Source organism: Chryseolinea lacunae (assembly GCF_016735595.1).
Lineage (GTDB): Bacteria > Bacteroidota > Bacteroidia > Cytophagales > Cyclobacteriaceae > Chryseolinea > Chryseolinea lacunae.
Window position 1 is genome coordinate 966163 of the sequence record NZ_JAERRB010000001.1, and the last position, 17139, is coordinate 983301.

Consider the following 17139-nt stretch of genomic DNA (forward strand, 5'->3'; position numbering starts at 1 on the left):
GATCTTGATCTACATCAACGTGCTTTCTTGCGCTACGTCAATGCACAGGCCCGGGCCAGTGCGCAATTTTGTGTCATCATTAAAAACACAAAAATCATGAACACCATCAAAGACAAACTCGCAGACCTCAACCAGCTGGTTGTTTCCGGCAACCTTCTCGAAGCATTTGAAAAGTATTATCACGACGACGTGCAGATGCAGGAAAATGCCAACGCACCCACAGTGGGCAAAGCCGCCAATCGCCTGCGCGAACAGGAGTTCATTGGCAACATCGCCGAATTCAGAAGCGCCACCGTGCACGGCCTCGCCACCGACAACAACATCTCGTTTGTGATCTGGCACTATGACTATACGCACAAGGAATGGGGCGTAAAGAACTACACACAAGTGTCGGTGCAACACTGGCAGGATGGCAAGATCATCAAAGAACATTTTTATTATGGCAGCTGATTTGGAAAACGAATCGTGAACAACGCGCCTTGCCCGGGAAGGCTTTTGATATCGATCGATCCGTTGAGCGCATTGACTTGTGTCTTCACCATGTGCAGCCCAATGCCTTTGCCCTCCACTTCCAGGTGAAAGCGCTGATAGAGGGTAAAGATTTTCTCGCCATACTTCTCCAGGTCTATGCCCATGCCATTGTCCTGAATCCGGATGCCGCAAACCGACTGTGTGCGAAACGTGCTCACATCGATAACCGGCCGGCGTTTGGATGAACGATACTTGATGGCATTCGATATCAGATTATACAACACGCTGTAGTAATAGCTTTTGATTGTGTAAAAAGAATCCATGGCCGATGTATTGACCATGATCTCGGCACCACTTTCATCGATCTGCGATTGCAGCGCCTGCCGTATAGACTGGATCGTATCGTTTGTCGACACCCATTCCTTGGCGTGCACCTCGTGGCTTCGCATCTCCAGAATGGCCGACAGGTCTTTGATGACCTCGTCGAGCCGGCTGGCGGAGTTCACCACCATGCCCAGCATGCGCCGGGTTTCTTCAGGCATTTGTTCCATGCCCATCAGGTTGAGCAAGCCCAGAATGGAAGCCACCGGTCCGCGAAGGTTGTGTGAGGCAATGAAGGAGAACTGAAGCAAATCGTTGTTGCGTTCAATAAGCTGCGACAACAGGTTGTTGCGTTCTTGTTCAGACTGCCGCCGGCTGGTGACATCGCGAAAGTTGGTGACGATGCTGCGCACGCTTTCCACTTCGAGCATGTTGATGGCCGTGCCTTCCATCCATTGCCAGTTGCCGTTTTTGTGTCGTGAGCGAAAGCTGGTACTGATCAGTTTGTTGGGGTTGTTGCGCACATCGGCAAAAAAACGATCATAGTCGTTTTTATTTTCAGGATTTATGATCGACTCCAGGTTCATCACCAGAAAATCTTCCGGCGAATAGCCGGTCACACGTTCCACCCCGGGGTTCACATAGGTCATGCGACCGGCGGGTTCCATAAGACCCACCACATCTTCGCTGTTCTCGATGAGCGCGCGGAACCGCTCTTCGCTTTCACGCAACGAAATGCCGGCGCGTTTAATGGCCGTGTAGTCGTGCACGGTCACGCAGTAGCCCGCCAGGTGTTGATCGGTGCGAACCGCTTCAATCGTGATTTGATACCACAGATGACCGGCTGCCGCATCGTATTCAATTTCATATTCAATAAGCTCGCCCTTCGCCGCGCGTTGTAACGAAAGCAGAAATTGATCACGATGTTCTACCGGCAAATGCTGAAGAATGATGTCGCCTGTTTTAAAGGTCGACGAAAACGCCATCCGGTTTCCCTGGTTAAACATCACAATGGCATAGCGATCGTCGAGCAACGTAAGAATGTCATTGGTGTGATTGATGATGGCCATCATGTGGGCTTGCGAACGCCTCAGGTCGGTCTCTTTCTTTTTCTTTTCAGTGATGTCGATGGAAATAATGGTGACATACTTCACCTTGCCATCGATAAAAACAGGGCTATAGCGCAGCTCATGCACCACCTCGTTGCCGGGCAAATGCACGATAGCTTCGACGGTGACGGATTCGCCACGACGCACCCGCATAAAAAGGTCGAGCGCAGCCTCACGCCGCTCGGCCACGGTCATGTCCCACACAAACATGCCGATTTCCGGTTTTCTACCGGTGCTTTGGGTGATAAAGTTTTCCAGCGCCGCGTTAAACATCACAATCCGCCCATCGCTGTCGAGCAATAAAATTTCTTCGACTGTGTTACTGAAAATAATTTGCAGGTTTTCCTTGTACCTGAAAATCGCTTCGTCCTGTGCCCGTTTTTCCGTCACGTCCATAGCAAAACCTTCGCGGCGCAAGGGCTTGCCGGCGTCATCGCGAACGATGCGCATGTGAAAATTGAACCAGCGCACCTCGCCCCCTTTGCTCTGCAAGCGATAGGTTGCTTCGGAAGTCCCCTGTGTTTGCAACAGTCGCAGCGAGGCTTCACGAATCGGCCTGTCTTCCGGAACCACAAACTCCATCCAGCGTTCGTACTGACCATAAACGTTCTGCAGGCTGTCGCCCAGCAAGTTTTCGACGGTGCGGCTAATAAAATGCCGGTGGTTGCCCGTCATGTCGAACGACCACACCAGCACATTCATCGTGTCTAGCACCTGGTTCAGTTGCTCATCGCGTTGTTTCATGATGATGTCGGACTGCTCGCGAATGGTTTCGGAGGCGGTGTGCAGCTGGTCGTTCAGCGCAGTAAGCTCTTCGTTTGTAGCAGTGAGTTCTTCGTTGGAGGCACGCAGTTCTTCATTGAGGGCATTCACCTCATCATTCTTTTCCCGGAACGCGCGATTGAGACGACGCAACTCTTCTTCGGCTTGCCGGCGTTGTTCATCGCGCACGTTAACGAGGCGGATGGTCATCCACGTGATGATGGCCAACAGAAACGTGATGGCCGACACAAACAGTGCCACCCCAAACTCGGTTGAAATAAATTTCTGCCACGACATCCAAAGCCACAAGTAGCCCAATGTGAGCGGCAACAGGAAAATGGCCGGGAGCAAAACACGCCCGATTTCACCGCCCGGGCCATGCCGGCTCACATCGCGTATAAAGCCATCGTCGGGGTTCAGGTTCAACCACGAAAGTGCAATGAGCATGAAACACGCGGCCGTTTGAATGGCCATGGGGGTGAAGGGCATACCACCATAAAATTCAGGCAGCCGGAACATATATCCCAGAATAGAGAACCAGGCCGTCAACCCAATCCAGCACGCAAGACCTTGGGTAACATAGCGGTTATCGCCAACGCTGAACGGCAGTAACAAGCCACCCAAAATCAGAAAATTCACACCCGACAACAACGCCATCCGGGTACCCGGCTCCTGCGTCATAACGTCGGGATACAACACCGTGTCTACGGACAAAAGGCTTGGAATCGCACTGCACAACACCCGCCAGAAGCCTATACTAAGGCACACCAACGCCATGACAACCACCACCCTGCGGTGAGGCATGCGAGGCGATCGTCGAAACCATAGCGCCAGCGACGCGCACAAGAACGACAACGCCGTCATGGGATTCATGGCTGCTAGTCCTGGCAGAGGTCGCTTAAAGATTTCAACATCGAAATGCCAACCCAACAACACCAGCGATGCTAGCAGAAGGCATGTTCCTGAAAAATAGCGCGACCATCTCGGTGTGTAGGGAGACAGTACCATAACTTTTATTCCGGGTATATCAGCTATCTATTCTAACGTATTCAATTATTGAGTTTCCCTTCAATGCAATCGAATACGAGAAGTTAAGGGTTTTCGGGGACTTCGGAAACGCCGTCTGTCAAATCACGGTTTTATTGTCCACCCCAAGCCTGCAACAAAACCACCGCGGGCGTCACATTTCGAGACGCTTCGGCGGGCATACCAATCTTTTGCCTACCTTTGGAGCTCAGTACGTTCTTTGCATTTTTAAAACATCATCGCCGTTGCAAGGTTTCCCGTAAGGGGAATTAATAAGGAACCGTGTGCAAATCACGGGCTGTCGCGCAACTGTAATCCCGATCTCGACCTTTGTCGAGGTCCAGCTTTTATTCACACATGCCATTGCCTGCCGTTGCAGTCGAGAAGGCGAATAAGAGTCGGGAGAGCCAGGAGACTTGCCTTCAACGCATTGACATTGCTTTCGCGAACTGGAGCATCTGTCGGGCATGAGATCATCTACTATAACAACCCAGGGTTTGTTGTGTTCATGCTTTTCTTCCTGTTTATTTTCCATTTCACGTAAGCATCGTTTTGAGCTGCCGAAGGGCTTGCTGGTTTAACTATTTGTTCAACCTTAAAAAAGCAAACTCATGCTTACAAACATCCTCGGCTACCCGCGCATTGGTAGCCAACGCGAACTGAAGAAGGCTTGCGAACTCTATTGGTCCGGCAAGTCCACCTTCAAGAATTTGTTTCAGGTGGGCCGCAACCTGCGCCAGCAAAACTGGCAACTTCAAAAAGATGCCGGCATCGACCTCATCCCCTGCAACGACTTTTCGTTCTACGATCATGTGCTCGACATGTCGCTTATGGTCAGCGCCATTCCCGAACGCTATCACGAGGTGATCCTCAACAAGAGCAACACCGAAACCGACCTCTACTTTGCGATGGCCCGCGGCTATCAGAAAGAAGGGCTCGACATCACCGCCATGGAAATGACCAAGTGGTTCGACACAAACTATCACTACATCGTGCCCGAATTTCAGAAGGACCAACAGTTCCGGATGCTCTCCACGAAAGTGATCGATGAATTTTATGAAGCAAAACAATTGGGCATCCTCACCAAACCCGTGCTGATCGGTCCCGTGTCTTATCTGCTGCTGGGCAAAGAAAAATCGGAAGGATTCCATCGCATCGACCTCATCAAAAACCTGCTGCCGGTCTACATCGAGCTGTTGAAACGACTCGACAGCCTGAACGTGCAATGGGTGCAATTTGACGAACCGTTTCTCGCGCTGGATTTGTCTGAGAAAGAGAAGCAGGCCTTTACTTATGTATACTCCGAAATCAGAAAGGAATTTCCAACACTCAAAACCATCGTGGCCACCTATTTCGATGGCTTGCGCGACAACGTGAAACTTGCCACATCGCTCCCGGTATGTGCCCTTCACCTTGACCTTGTGCGGAACCCTGCGCAACTCGACGACGTGCTGGAAAACATCTCAGACAAAATGACCCTTTCGCTGGGTGTGGTAGACGGGCGAAACATCTGGATCAACGACTACGCCAAATCGCTTACCCTCATCGAAAAAGCAACGGCCCGGATAACCGCCGACCGCATCATGATCGCCCCCTCCTGTTCATTGATTCATTCGCCCTGCGATCTCACGCTGGAAACAAACGACACCGTGTTGCTTCCGGAAATTAAACGATGGATGGCTTTTGCTCGTCAAAAGCTGCATGAAGTGTCCACCCTGAAGCAGCTCGCCACACCCGGTGCTGCCTCCCCGGCGTTGCAGGAGAATCAGCAGGCGCTTGAAAACCGGAAAACCTCCACACGCATCCACCACAACGATGTGAAACGCAGGGTTGCGGCCATTACCGATGCCGATGCGCGTCGCACAAATCCGTTTGCTACGCGTCGGAAAAAACAAACGGCATCCCTGAAACTGCCGCTCTATCCCACCACCACCATCGGCTCGTTTCCACAAACCGCCGACGTGCGCAACTGGCGCGCTCAATGGAAGAAGGGTGAACTCACCCAAACACAATACGACGATCTGCTGAAAGCCGAAACAAAAAAAACGGTCTATTGGCAGGAAGATATCGGCATCGATGTGCTGGTGCACGGCGAGTTTGAGCGAAATGACATGGTGGAATATTTCGGCGAACAACTGGACGGATACACCTTTTCGAAAAACGGCTGGGTGCAAAGCTATGGCTCGCGCTGTGTGAAACCGCCCATCGTGTTTGGCGACGTGTCGCGACCAAAACCAATGACCGTGGCCTGGACAAAGTATGCGCAATCGCTCACACCAAAACCGGTGAAAGGAATGCTCACCGGGCCCGTCACCATTTTGCAATGGTCGTTTGTGCGCGATGATCAGCCCCGTTCCGAAACGGCGTTTCAGATTGCGCTGGCCATCCGCGACGAAGTGGTGGACCTGGAGCGCGCCGGCATCAAAGTGATTCAGATCGACGAGCCCGCCATTCGTGAAGGCTTGCCGTTGCGTCGTGCCGAGTGGCAACAATATTTGCAGTGGGCTGTTAAAGCATTCAGGATCTCGGCCAGCGGCGTGCGCGACGAAACCCAGATCCACACCCACATGTGCTACTCTGAATTTAACGACATCATTCAGAACATTGCCGACATGGATGCCGACGTGATCACCATAGAATGTTCGCGTTCGCAAATGGAATTGCTCGATGCCTTTGCCGACTTCAACTATCCCAACGAAATCGGACCGGGGGTCTACGACATCCATTCGCCGCGTGTGCCATCGCGCGAAGAAATGGTGTCGCTCATGCGCAAGGCCAGCGCCGTGGTGCCGGCCGAACAACTTTGGGTGAATCCGGATTGTGGCTTGAAGACCCGCCATTGGGATGAAACCAAACGGGCCCTCATCGAAATGGTGGAAGCCGCCAAAGAACTGAGAGCTGCTGTCAACGCCAGCACTATTGCTTAACTTTACCGCAGGCCGGCCCTGAACCGGCCTGCTCTTTTTTATTATGATCAAACACGAAGAAAAAAAATGTCCCCGCTGCCACGCACCGTTCGAGTGCAAGGTGGGGTCGATCGTGCTCTGTCAATGCAGTGCAGTGAAACTGAACGACGACGAACGTCACTACATGCAGCAATGTTTTAACGATTGCCTGTGTGCCAGCTGCATGAAAGAAATGAAATCGGAATTTCAATTGCACCGTTTCAAGACGCGATTGAAACGACTGTTGCGCATGTCCTGATTTCCGACACATGAAAACCGACCATCCAACATTTCGATTCCATCCCCTCCTGTGCTGGGACATTGTGGCGCAAGGCCTCTATCAGAAAAGAAACCGCCTGGCCCTGGAAAGCCTCCGAAAGTTTGCAGCCAAACATCAGCTTCACATCGACCTGCACGCCGTGGCCGAAAAAGATTTCGAAGCCCTCGTGATCACCGATGCCGATCAAACCATTCAATGGGTGAGCCACGGTTTCAAAAGCATGACGGGCTATCCGGCAGCCTACGCCAAACAACGAAAACCCTCATTCCTTCAAGGTCCTGCCACCCGCGCGGCCGACCGCCAACACATTCGCGACGCCGTGTTGCGACATCAACCCTGTTCGGCCACCATCCTGAACTACCGCAAAGACGGCACGTCCTATCAGTGCCACATCGAACTCATTCCACTCTTCACCTCCAACCATATTCTCACGCACTTCCTGGCACTGGAGAAAGAAGCCCGCTGAACGTCAATCAAGGCAAGTCATTTTCGCGACGACAAAAAAATTCCCGAAAGGATTTTCACCTTCCGGGAATGTTCAATCAGACAGATCTGACTTATTTCACATCGATGGTGAACGTGATGTCAAGATCCGATTCTCCCGTGTTGGAGTCTGAAACATCGGACTTCAAATTGGGCTGGTGCTTCAACAACACCCGGAACGTGCCCGACGCTGCGGCCGACGACGCGGTCCACGTAGTGGTTAGCCCCAGCGGCAGATCGTTGGCATCTTTCGAATCGGCACCGCCCGAATAGTTGACGGCATCGTTCCGGTTGTCAACATTGCCGTTGCCCGAAGGATCCGAAAACACATTGTTGGTCCACCCAAAAAAGAACATGTGTTCGTCGCCTTCCTGACGCACTTCGGACGTGATGTCAAATTCGGGGTCGGACGACGCAGCCAGTTCGTTTATCAGTTGAATGCCCAGTGTATAGGTTTTGCCTGTGGCCAATTCGATAGGGCCGTCAACGGTAATGCTTTTATAACCTTCTCCGTCGGGGTCGGTTGCCGTTACCACCGTGGGGGTTCCTCCTCCCGCAGGAGTGAAGGTGAGCGTTGCTTTGGTAATGAGTTCGGGTGTGTCTTCTTTCACCGGATCGTTGTTGCTGCAACTGCTGATGAATGCCGCAGCGGCAATAAGACAAACCAGGGTGAGGACGGGACGTGCTATAGTGAATGATACAAATTTCATATTGAAAAGAAGATTAGGAAGTGTTGAGTGCTGTAAATAAATGTTTCTTCAAAAAGGATGAAGCCATCCTTTCTGATTAAAGGAAACCTACGGGCGTCAAGGCCGGTAGCTTGATGAACAAGAAAGATTTTTACGACAGCACGGGAGGTGCGCGGGAGGGCAATTGCAGGGCCGAAGTGTGCCATAGAAATACGCACGTGGCCATCGGCACAGCAGAAACAAATTCAACGTTGTCGGTATGGGCTTCCTGGCTGAGCCATTGATCGGCATGAAACGAGAACTGACACAGGGGGCACTTTCTTAACTTGGCAACGTGCGTTTTGTGCTCACAACTTTTGTTGTCCTGGTGAAAGATGTTTCGGTGACAAGGGTCTTTCTCCTCTTGCACCGTGTGGAGCGCCACTTCGTTGTTGTGAAAAAAGGCGTGAATCCCTTCGTTGGAAAGCGAACCGACACCATAGAGCAAAAGCCAAAGCAGAACACATCCGCTTTTCAACGTGGCGAGAATGTTTGTGCCGTTATGGTTCTGGATACCCTTCAAAGTTGCCGGTGCCTGAAAGGCAAAAGTAGGTAGCCCGCCTCACTTATGCAACACAATTGCATTTAGTTCACAGCGGGAATATGCCGTTCCTCACTCGATCCGGCGACGCCACTGTTTCTTCTCGGATGCTTTTTTCTTTTTGTTGATCCGGTTTTGGACCGACGTTTTGGAAGGTTTGGTGGCTTTGCGCGCCTTTTTCTTCGCGAACGCTTTTGTTAACCAGGCGTCGAGTTTGGCCACGGCCTCTTCCTTGTTCTGTAGCTGCGAACGTTTGTCTTGCGAGGTGATGATCAGCACACCGTCGGTTGTCATTTTGGTGGCGAGCTTGGCCGCGATGATTTCTTTTTCTTCGGGCGTGAGCACGAGCGATTGGGTCACGTCAAATTTCAGCGTCACTTTCGTGTTCACCTTGTTCACGTTCTGTCCGCCCGGGCCGCTGCTGCGCGAGGTGGTGAAGGTTAGTTCGCTGCCAAGTAGTGCAGCCGTTATCGGACGTTGAGCAGACATGCGGGATAAAACTTTTCGTGAAGATAAAACAAATATTTCTCCGCGATCGAAATGCAACATCATAAATCCGCCAGCAGCCGTGACTATTCTCTCACCGCGGAATTATAAGCATACATCAAACCTAAACACATACGATTATGGCCATGATCAACACGTCCGACGAGACGCGCGGCAAAGTGCGTCGTTCAAAAGCCTCCACACACATCGATATGACACCAATGGTAGACCTTGCCTTCCTGCTGTTAACGTTCTTCATGCTCACCACATCTTTTTTCAAGCCCTACACCATGCAGGTAGACATGCCCGAGAAAGTAGAAAATCCCATACAACAACGTCCTGTTCAAGCCGACAAAGTGCTGACACTGGTGCTGGGCGAAAACAATAAAATCTATTCGTATGTAGGCCTGCCCAAACCCCCACTCCAGGTCACTGACTATTCCACCAAGGGTGTGCGCAAACTGCTGCGCGAAAAAAATGCTTCCGTGAAAGGGTTGTATGTTCTCATCAAACCATCTGTCAAAGCCAAGTATCAAAACATTGTGGACGTGCTCGACGAAATGTCGATCGCCGCGGTTCCCCACTATGCTATCGTGAAGATCACCGACGAAGACACACAGTTGATGAACGGGGTCATCCACTAACACCTTGCTGACCTCATCTTACATTTTCTAAGGACGCAAATGGCGTCCTTAGAAAATTTGAATACCCATCCCTCCTGCTGCGCGGCACCGCGCTTCTGCCCACCATCCCAATCCTGCCAATAAGGCCTCCAAACCGTCAAAAAATGCCCTTATATGGCGAGGGTGACCTGAAAGTTTAATATTATTGTGGGGAATTTGGAACGCTGAAAAGGTGTTCTTCCCGTCTATAGTCTAGCCAAAGTTGGTAAATGGTCATTTCGTCCTAAATTCTACCTATTTCATAGTAAAAAACCATATCCATAACTATATGCCAGGAACTGAATTATTCGGTTACGAAGAAAAAAAAGAAGTGAATGACGTGCTCGAAACCGGCGTTTTGTTTCGCTATGGTCACGATGCCCAGCGGAACAACCAATGGAAAGCACGCGATTTTGAAGCGGAAGTGAAGAAAATCACGGGCGCAAAGTTTGCCCATGCCGTGTCGAGCGGGTCCACCGCCGTGGCGTGTGCGCTGGCCGGTGCCGGCATTGGCGCAGGCGACGAAGTGATTGTTCCTCCCTTCACCTTCATTGCTTCTGTGGAAGCGGTGTTGTTCGCCGGAGCACTCCCCGTGTTTGCCGAAGTAGACGAAACCCTTTGCCTCAGTGCCGACGGCATTCGCAAGGCGGTTACACCAAAAACAAAAGCCGTTCTGCTGGTGCACATGTGTGGCGGCATGGCCAACATGGACGAGATTCTGAAAGTTTGCAAAGAACATAACCTCGTGCTGGTGGAAGATGCAGGCCAGGCATTTGCAGCCTCCTACAAAGGCACCAGTGTGGGCCTCTTTGGAAAAACAGGTTGCTACTCCTTCGACTTCTTCAAGATCGCTACGGCGGGCGAAGGCGGTGTGCTGGTCACCAACGACGAGCAAGCCTATCATCATGCCGAAACCTATTCCGATCACGGTCACGACCACATTGGCAACAACCGCGGCATGGAGAACCACCCCATCATTGGCTTCAACTTCCGCATCAGCGAAGTGCACGCTGCCATCGGCGCCGTGCAGACACGTCGCGTGCCCCACATCCGCGAAGTGAATCGCAAGAACAAAAAGTTTTTAACGGACGCCCTAAGCAAAACACCCGGCATCGGCTTTGCCACCATCGTGGATCCCGAGGGAGACTCGGCTACGTTTCTCAACCTCCTGATGCCCGACACGGAAACCGCCAAGCGCACCGTGGAAGCACTCAACGCCAACGGCATCGGCGGCTTCAACTACTGGTTCACCAACATGTATCACTTCATCAACCAGTGGGATCATTTGAAAGATCTGAAAGTAGCGGCAAAACTTACCATCAACGTGTTGGGCGCGCCGCAGGATTATAAAAACCTCCACCTGCCCAAATCGCAGGATGTGGTGGGCCGTCTCATTTCGTTTGGCATCCGTGTCACATGGACACCGGAACAACTGAACGCTTTGGCGGAAGGAATTTCAAAAAGTGTTAACCAGGCTTTATCGACTGTACATGCATAAGAATTTCAAAGGAATAGAAAAGACCGTCTTCGGCCGTGGATCGTTTGCCCAGCTGGGCGACATTCTGAACGAACGACGAAACGACAACGACAAGTTCATGCTTTTTGTCGTGGACAATTATTTCAAGGACAAACCGCTCGCATCACAAATTCCGCAGAAGCCGGGCGACGTGGTCATGTTTATCGACGTTGATCAATACGAACCCACCACCGAACAAATCGACACCATCCGCGATCAGGTGCTGGCCAAAAATGGTTTGCCCGCCGGCGTTGTCGGCATTGGTGGCGGCAGCATCATGGACATCGCCAAGGCGTCGTCGCTGATGTTTACCAACGAAGGATCTTCCACCCTATATCAAGGCCTGAACCTGGTGAAGAAGCCGGGCATCTATCACGTGGGTGTCCCCACCATCTCCGGAACAGGTGCGGAAGTTTCGATGACCGCCGTGTTGACAGGTCCTGTGAAAAAGCTGGGGCTGAAATGTGAGTGGACGGTGTTTAATCAAGTGGTGCTCGATCCGGATCTCATTGCCAGCGTTCCCACCGACTGGTGGTTCTATACCGGCATGGACACCTACATCCACTGCATCGAATCCGAGAACGGCATCTACAACAATGTCTATAGCCACGCATTTGCCGAACAGGCACTGAAACTTTGTGAAGACGTTTACCTCAACGAAGGCAGCGGCCAGACACCCGATAACGATGAGAAACTTATGGTGGCATCGTTGATGGGCGGACTCAGCCTCACCTACTCCGAAGTGGGTGTATGCCATGCGTTGTCCTACGGGCTTTCAAAAATTCTGGGCACCCGTCATTGCTATGCAAACTGTCTTGCATTCAATCATCTCCAGGACTATTATCCCGAAGGCGTAGCCGATTTCAAAAAGATGTTGAAGAAACACAACATCACCCTGCCCCAAGGAATCGCCAAAGGATGGACCGAAGAGCAAATCACCCGGATGGCCGAAGTGTCATACAATCTTCCGCACATGTGGAACCACGCCATCGGTCTGGATTGGAAAGACAAGATCACCCTCGATACGATCAAGGATTTATTCAAACGCTTATAATATCAACCTTTAAATCTCGCAGCCATGAGCAAAAAAATAGTTAAAGTAGGAAACATTGAATGCGGTGCCGATGAGTTGTTCCTCATCTCCGGTCCCTGTGTGATTGAAGACGAGTTGATCATGATGAAAACTGCCGAGAAGCTGAAAGAAGTTTCGGAACGGTTGAACATCAAAATCATCTACAAGTCTTCATTCCAGAAAGACAATCGCAGCAGCTTGAAATATTACGACGGTCCCGGTCTTGACAAAGGCGTGAAGATGCTGGCAAAAATTCGCGAGCAGTTTGGATTTCCCATCCTCACCGACGTTCATTATCCCGACCAGGCAACCGCTGCCGGTCAAGTGGTGGATGTGATTCAGATTCCCGCCTACTTGTGCATGCAATCTACGCTGATCGTGGCCGCTGCCAAAACAGGCAAGACCATCAACATCAAACACGGCCAGTTTCTGTCGCCCGAAAACATGAAGCACCCCGCAGCAAAATGCGTGGAAGCCGGCAACGACAACATCATTCTGACCGAGCGTGGCTACACGTTTGGCTACAACGATCTCATTGTTGATCCCCGCAGCTTCTATCACATGGGCCGCATCGGCTACCCGGTGGTGTTTGACGTAACGCACTCGATCCGCAAGTATGGCATTCCCAGCGCCGACGCAAAAGGTGGTGCACGCGAATTCCTTCCGGTCCTGTCGCGCGCCGGCGTAGCCTCGGGTGTTGATGGTGTTTTCATCGAAACACACCCCGAGCCTGAAAAGGCGTTGTGCGATGCCGCCAGCCAGCTGTGCGTATACGACCTGGAAGAATTCCTGAAACCCGTTCTCGAACTGCACGCCATTGAAGTGAAATATCGTAGCCGTGAAGTTGTGCTTGCCTGAGCACAGCCGTAGCTATACATTCTTCTGAACGAAGAGCCTGTATCAAAAGCAACACTTGCTTTCCGATGCAGGCTCTTTTAGTTTTACACAATTCCATCACACTTTTCTAAACTTCCGAACATGTCTCTCTCTTCCATCGAAAAAATTTTCAGCACGCCAGGCGGGCAATTTGTTACGCCCATTGAAGAATTGTCGAAGAAATTAAAAAACATCAAAGCCTTTGTGTTCGATTGGGATGGCGTGTTTAACGACGGCACAAAAAACGAACACGGCAGCAGCACCTTTAGCGAAACCGACGCCATGGGCACCAACCTGATGCGCCTGAGCCGTTGGATGCCGGAACAGAAAATGCCGTATGCGGCGGTGTTGTCGGGTGAGGAAAATAAAATATCATTCAAGTTCGGCGCACGCGAACATTTCCATCATGTCTATTTCAAAGTGAGGGACAAAACCATTGCCCTCTCCCACTTCAACAAAACATTCGGACTCACCAACGAAAATATCCTCTTTGTTTTTGACGACGTGCTTGACCTCTCGCTCGCCCGCATCTGCGGCCTGCGCATGATGATCAGCCGGAAGGCCAACCCCATGTTTCGAAAATATGTGATCGACAACGGCCTGGCCGACTACATCACCGCACACGACGGATCACAATTCGGCGTGCGGGAAATCACCGAACTTGTTATTGCCCTCAGTGGAAATTATGATGAAACGCTGGAGCATCGCATAACCTTCTCGCCGGACTACAAAACCTATTTTGAAGAACGACAAAACCTTCCCACTTCTTTTTTCACCGTGGTGAACAACGAGATTGCACGACAGGAAATTGTGCTGTAGTCTCTGAGTTTTGCCTATGAATCATAACGGTTGTTCGGTTTCGCAACTACATTATTTAGAAGCGTTATCAATTACCAGGATCTTCTTTGTTAAAAATTAACGGATGTGTCATTCAGACACATTTCCTACCCTTTGTGGGATACAACAATGACAAACAATTCGTAATATGCCTCTTTAAAATACCATAACTTATGAGTGAGAATGTTTATGATGCCATTGTTGTCGGCTCGGGTATTAGCGGAGGCTGGGCAGCAAAGGAACTTTGTGAAAAAGGACTGAAGGTGATTATGCTGGAACGTGGCCAGAATATAGAACACGTGAAAGACTACACACAGACCAATAAAGCGCCCTGGGAATTTCCCCATCGCGGCAAAGCACCCCTGAGTCTTGTGAAGGACTATCCTGTGCTGAAGCGCGATTATCCGCTGAACGAAATAAATACCGACTGGTGGGCAAGCGACAAAGACTGTCCCTACACAGAAGTGAAGCGCTTCGACTGGTTTCGCGGCTATCACGTGGGAGGACGCTCACTGATGTGGGGCAAGCAAAGCTATCGCCTCAGCGATCTCGACTTTGAAGCCAATGCTAAAGAAGGCATCGCCGTAGACTGGCCCGTGCGCTACAAAGAAATTGCCCCCTGGTATGACTACGTAGAAAAATTTGCCGGCATCAGCGGGAACAAAGATGGCATCGACCACCTTCCCGACGGACAGTTCTTGCCTCCTATGGACATGACCTGTGTGGAGAAGGATGTCGCCGCCCGCATCAAAGAAACCTACAAAGGCAAACGCCACATGATTATCGGCCGCGCCGCGCACGTGACGGGTCCCTTGGCCGGACGCACGCAGTGTCAATACCGTAACAAATGCGGACTGGGCTGTCCCTTCGGTGGATATTTCAGCACACAATCGTCGACCTTGCCGGCTGCGGTGAAGACGGGCAACCTAACCCTGCGCCCCTGGAGCATCGTCACCAAAGTGCTCTACGACAAAGACAAGAAACAAGCAACCGGAGTGGAAGTGCTCGATGCACAGACCAACCAAACCTACGAATACAAAGCCAAAATTGTGTTCCTCAACGCTTCCACGCTAAACACAGCATGGATCATGATGAACTCTGCCACCGACATCTGGCCCGACGGATTGGGCAGTGCCAGTGGCACACTGGGCCACAACCTGATGGACCACCACCTTGGCGTGTGGACCGGCGGCGATGTGGATGGCTATGAAGACAAATATGTTTTCGGAAATCGTCCCAATGGAATTTACATTCCACGCTACCGGAATATGTATGGCGAGAAGCGTGACTATCTGCGTGGCTTTGGCTACCAGGGAGGCGCAAGCCGCGAAGGCTGGGGTCGCAATGTGGCGGAATACAGCATCGGCGCCGAATATAAAGAGGCCCTGAGTGAACCCGGAAAATGGACTATGGGCATGGGTGGCTTCGGCGAAATATTGCCGTATCACGAAAACAAAGTGACGCTCGACAAAACCCGCAAAGACAAATGGGGATTGAATGTTCTCGCCATCGACTGCGAACTGAAAGACAATGAGAACAAGATGCGCAAAGACATGCTGGACGACGCCAAAGAAATGCTGGAAGCGGCCGGTGTGAAAAATGTGAAAGGCCACATAGGCGACGGCACTCCCGGACGTGGCATCCACGAAATGGGAACGGCCCGCATGGGCAAAGACCCGAAAACGTCGGTGCTCAACAAATGGAACCAGGTGTGGGATGCCAAGAACGTGTTCGTTACAGACGGATCGTTCATGACCTCAGCCGCATGTCAGAACCCTTCGCTTACCTACATGGCGTTCACCGCTCGCGCGGCTGACTATGCAGTGAGTGAGTTAAAGAAAAAGAACATCTAATTTTTTAAGAAGCATTATGAACAGAAGAGATGCCATAGCCCGCGTAGGCCTTATCCTCGGCGGAACCGTGATCGGCTCCGAGGTATTCCTCAGCGGATGCGCAAAAAAATCGGAAGTGGCTGCCACCGGCACAACGTTCACGCCGGAAACCATTTCGTTCCTCGACGAAGTGGGCGAAACCATTCTGCCCACCACGGCCGCATCGCCCGGCGCAAAAGAATCGAAGATCGGCGAGTTCATGAAGACCATCGTATCGGACTGCTATGAAGAAAAAGATCAGAAAATCTTTATGGAAGGCATTGGCAAACTGAATGCCGCCGCCGAGAAAAAATTCGCCAACGGTTTCATGGACCTTTCGGCCACCGAGAGACATGACCTGCTGGTGGACGTTGACAAGGAAGCCAAAGACTATGCCGCAGCCAAAAAAGAAGAAGACCCTGCACACTATTTCACCATGGTGAAACAGCTCACGCTGTGGGGATACTTCACATCTGAAGTAGGCTCAACAAAAGCGCTTCGCTTCCTGCCCGTACCCGGAAAATACGACGGCTGCTACCCTTACAAGAAAGGCGACAGAGCCTGGGCTGCAACCTGATCACAGAACTTGACCACAAACAAAATGCTTGATGAGGGATAACTTCATCAAGCATTTTTTTTGCTCTTCCATTTTTTGCTTAGTCTTTCTTAGCAACCATGTGTGTTGCCACGGCCAGGCGATTCCAGGCATTGATGGTGACGATGGTGAAAATGATTTGCGCCACGGTTTGTTCACCAAACAGTGTCACGGCGTGGTTGTAGGTTTTCTCCGAAACACCCTTCCGCGTCATGCGGGTCACTTCTTCTGTAAGCTTCAGGGCTACCTGTTCGGCTTCAGAAAAAAATGGTGTTTCCCACCATGCGCTCACGGCATAGACACGTTGCTCTGTTTCGCCGCCAGCCCGGGCGTCTTTGCTGTGCATGTTGATGCAAAAGCCACAGCCGTTCAGTTGTGAGGCGCGGATACGAATCAGCTCCGCCAATTTGGGATCGATCGAAAATGTTTTTAGCGCTTCTTCCGCAGCATCCATGGCCGTATAAATGCGCGGTTCAATTTTGCCGATGTTCATTCTGGATTTCATGGTGTATTCTATTTGTTTGAATTTTGAATTGTTGGTGATCTCGAATGGTCTGT

16 protein-coding genes and 1 riboswitch are annotated in these 17139 nt (G+C 51.2%); of the genes, 11 read left to right on the forward strand and 5 right to left on the reverse strand.

The window, feature by feature from the left end; all coding sequences use genetic code 11:
- The first annotated feature begins 96 nt into the window (after positions 1-96).
- The gene (locus tag JI741_RS03805) at positions 97-450 is read left to right on the forward strand and encodes a nuclear transport factor 2 family protein (protein ID WP_202007533.1); all 354 of its coding nucleotides are present in this window, start codon (positions 97-99) and stop codon (positions 448-450) included.
- Here JI741_RS03805 and JI741_RS03810 read toward each other — a convergent pair.
- The gene (locus tag JI741_RS03810) at positions 438-3671 is read right to left on the reverse strand and encodes a PAS domain S-box protein (RefSeq protein WP_202007535.1); all 3234 of its coding nucleotides are present in this window, start codon (positions 3669-3671) and stop codon (positions 438-440) included. The genes JI741_RS03805 and JI741_RS03810 overlap by 13 nt on opposite strands.
- A gap of 250 nt (positions 3672-3921) precedes the next feature.
- A riboswitch (cobalamin riboswitch) is annotated at positions 3922-4127 on the forward strand.
- 173 nt (positions 4128-4300) lie between these two features.
- On the opposite strand from JI741_RS03810, the gene metE reads away from it, so the two are divergent.
- The 3 genes from metE to JI741_RS03825 are packed head-to-tail and all read left to right on the forward strand — an operon-like array spanning position 4301 to position 7380.
- Entirely contained in the window at positions 4301-6616 is a 2316-nt protein-coding gene (gene metE / locus JI741_RS03815) for a 5-methyltetrahydropteroyltriglutamate--homocysteine S-methyltransferase (RefSeq protein ID WP_202007537.1), read from the forward strand.
- Positions 6617-6659: 43 nt separating this feature from the next.
- On the forward strand, positions 6660-6893 hold the full coding sequence (locus tag JI741_RS03820) for a cysteine-rich CWC family protein (protein WP_202007539.1): 234 nt from the start codon (positions 6660-6662) through the stop codon (positions 6891-6893).
- Positions 6894-6903: 10 nt separating this feature from the next.
- Entirely contained in the window at positions 6904-7380 is a 477-nt protein-coding gene (locus JI741_RS03825) for a PAS domain-containing protein (RefSeq protein ID WP_202007541.1), read from the forward strand.
- A 91-nt stretch (positions 7381-7471) separates the two neighbouring features.
- Here the strand turns inward: JI741_RS03825 and JI741_RS03830 are convergent, their stop codons facing one another.
- The 3 genes from JI741_RS03830 to arfB all read right to left on the reverse strand — a co-directional run bounded on the left by JI741_RS03830 (position 7472) and on the right by arfB (position 9155).
- Positions 7472-8107 (reverse strand): hypothetical protein, encoded by a 636-nt coding sequence (locus JI741_RS03830; protein WP_236675857.1) that lies wholly within the window; start codon positions 8105-8107, stop codon positions 7472-7474.
- Between the two features lie 130 nt (positions 8108-8237).
- Positions 8238-8648 carry a hypothetical protein gene (locus tag JI741_RS03835; RefSeq protein ID WP_202007543.1) on the reverse strand — a complete coding sequence of 137 codons (411 nt, stop codon included), beginning with the start codon at positions 8646-8648 and terminating at the stop codon, positions 8238-8240.
- Positions 8649-8738: 90 nt separating this feature from the next.
- Positions 8739-9155 (reverse strand): alternative ribosome rescue aminoacyl-tRNA hydrolase ArfB, encoded by a 417-nt coding sequence (gene arfB / locus JI741_RS03840; protein ID WP_202007545.1) that lies wholly within the window; start codon positions 9153-9155, stop codon positions 8739-8741.
- A gap of 137 nt (positions 9156-9292) precedes the next feature.
- Here arfB and JI741_RS03845 point away from each other — a divergent pair, with 137 nt between their 5' ends.
- From JI741_RS03845 to JI741_RS03875, 7 genes are all read left to right on the forward strand, one after another.
- Positions 9293-9796, forward strand: a complete 504-nt coding sequence (locus tag JI741_RS03845; RefSeq protein ID WP_202007547.1) for an ExbD/TolR family protein — start codon at positions 9293-9295, stop codon at positions 9794-9796.
- A gap of 307 nt (positions 9797-10103) precedes the next feature.
- Positions 10104-11312, forward strand: coding sequence for a DegT/DnrJ/EryC1/StrS family aminotransferase (locus JI741_RS03850; protein ID WP_202007549.1), 1209 nt, complete (start codon positions 10104-10106; stop codon positions 11310-11312).
- A complete protein-coding gene (locus JI741_RS03855; protein WP_202007551.1) occupies positions 11305-12384 on the forward strand; it encodes an iron-containing alcohol dehydrogenase family protein in 1080 nt (359 codons plus the stop codon). The genes JI741_RS03850 and JI741_RS03855 overlap by 8 nt, the downstream gene beginning before the upstream one ends.
- 24 nt (positions 12385-12408) lie before the next feature.
- Entirely contained in the window at positions 12409-13260 is an 852-nt protein-coding gene (gene kdsA, locus JI741_RS03860; protein WP_202007553.1) for a 3-deoxy-8-phosphooctulonate synthase, read from the forward strand.
- A 120-nt stretch (positions 13261-13380) separates the two neighbouring features.
- Positions 13381-14097 carry a phosphatase gene (locus JI741_RS03865; RefSeq protein WP_202007555.1) on the forward strand — a complete coding sequence of 239 codons (717 nt, stop codon included), beginning with the start codon at positions 13381-13383 and terminating at the stop codon, positions 14095-14097.
- Positions 14098-14288: 191 nt separating this feature from the next.
- Positions 14289-15968: a GMC oxidoreductase gene (locus JI741_RS03870; protein ID WP_202007557.1), complete on the forward strand. Its 1680-nt coding sequence runs from the start codon at positions 14289-14291 to the stop codon at positions 15966-15968.
- A 16-nt stretch (positions 15969-15984) separates the two neighbouring features.
- On the forward strand, positions 15985-16563 hold the full coding sequence (locus JI741_RS03875; RefSeq protein ID WP_202007558.1) for a gluconate 2-dehydrogenase subunit 3 family protein: 579 nt from the start codon (positions 15985-15987) through the stop codon (positions 16561-16563).
- A gap of 79 nt (positions 16564-16642) precedes the next feature.
- Here the strand turns inward: JI741_RS03875 and JI741_RS03880 are convergent, their stop codons facing one another.
- Positions 16643-17086 carry a carboxymuconolactone decarboxylase family protein gene (locus JI741_RS03880; protein ID WP_202007560.1) on the reverse strand — a complete coding sequence of 148 codons (444 nt, stop codon included), beginning with the start codon at positions 17084-17086 and terminating at the stop codon, positions 16643-16645.
- Between the last annotated feature and the right edge of the window lie 53 nt (positions 17087-17139).

Coding starts and splice junctions, on each gene's coding strand:
- JI741_RS03805 (WP_202007533.1), top strand. CDS start 97: ATGAACACCATCAAAGACAAACTCGCAGACCTCAACCAGCTGGTTGTT.
- JI741_RS03810 (WP_202007535.1), bottom strand. CDS start 3,671: ATGGTACTGTCTCCCTACACACCGAGATGGTCGCGCTATTTTTCAGGA.
- metE (WP_202007537.1), top strand. CDS start 4,301: ATGCTTACAAACATCCTCGGCTACCCGCGCATTGGTAGCCAACGCGAA.
- JI741_RS03820 (WP_202007539.1), top strand. CDS start 6,660: ATGATCAAACACGAAGAAAAAAAATGTCCCCGCTGCCACGCACCGTTC.
- JI741_RS03825 (WP_202007541.1), top strand. CDS start 6,904: ATGAAAACCGACCATCCAACATTTCGATTCCATCCCCTCCTGTGCTGG.
- JI741_RS03830 (WP_236675857.1), bottom strand. CDS start 8,107: ATGAAATTTGTATCATTCACTATAGCACGTCCCGTCCTCACCCTGGTT.
- arfB (WP_202007545.1), bottom strand. CDS start 9,155: ATGTCTGCTCAACGTCCGATAACGGCTGCACTACTTGGCAGCGAACTA.
- JI741_RS03845 (WP_202007547.1), top strand. CDS start 9,293: ATGGCCATGATCAACACGTCCGACGAGACGCGCGGCAAAGTGCGTCGT.
- JI741_RS03850 (WP_202007549.1), top strand. CDS start 10,104: ATGCCAGGAACTGAATTATTCGGTTACGAAGAAAAAAAAGAAGTGAAT.
- JI741_RS03855 (WP_202007551.1), top strand. CDS start 11,305: ATGCATAAGAATTTCAAAGGAATAGAAAAGACCGTCTTCGGCCGTGGA.
- kdsA (WP_202007553.1), top strand. CDS start 12,409: ATGAGCAAAAAAATAGTTAAAGTAGGAAACATTGAATGCGGTGCCGAT.
- JI741_RS03865 (WP_202007555.1), top strand. CDS start 13,381: ATGTCTCTCTCTTCCATCGAAAAAATTTTCAGCACGCCAGGCGGGCAA.
- JI741_RS03870 (WP_202007557.1), top strand. CDS start 14,289: ATGAGTGAGAATGTTTATGATGCCATTGTTGTCGGCTCGGGTATTAGC.
- JI741_RS03875 (WP_202007558.1), top strand. CDS start 15,985: ATGAACAGAAGAGATGCCATAGCCCGCGTAGGCCTTATCCTCGGCGGA.
- JI741_RS03880 (WP_202007560.1), bottom strand. CDS start 17,086: ATGAAATCCAGAATGAACATCGGCAAAATTGAACCGCGCATTTATACG.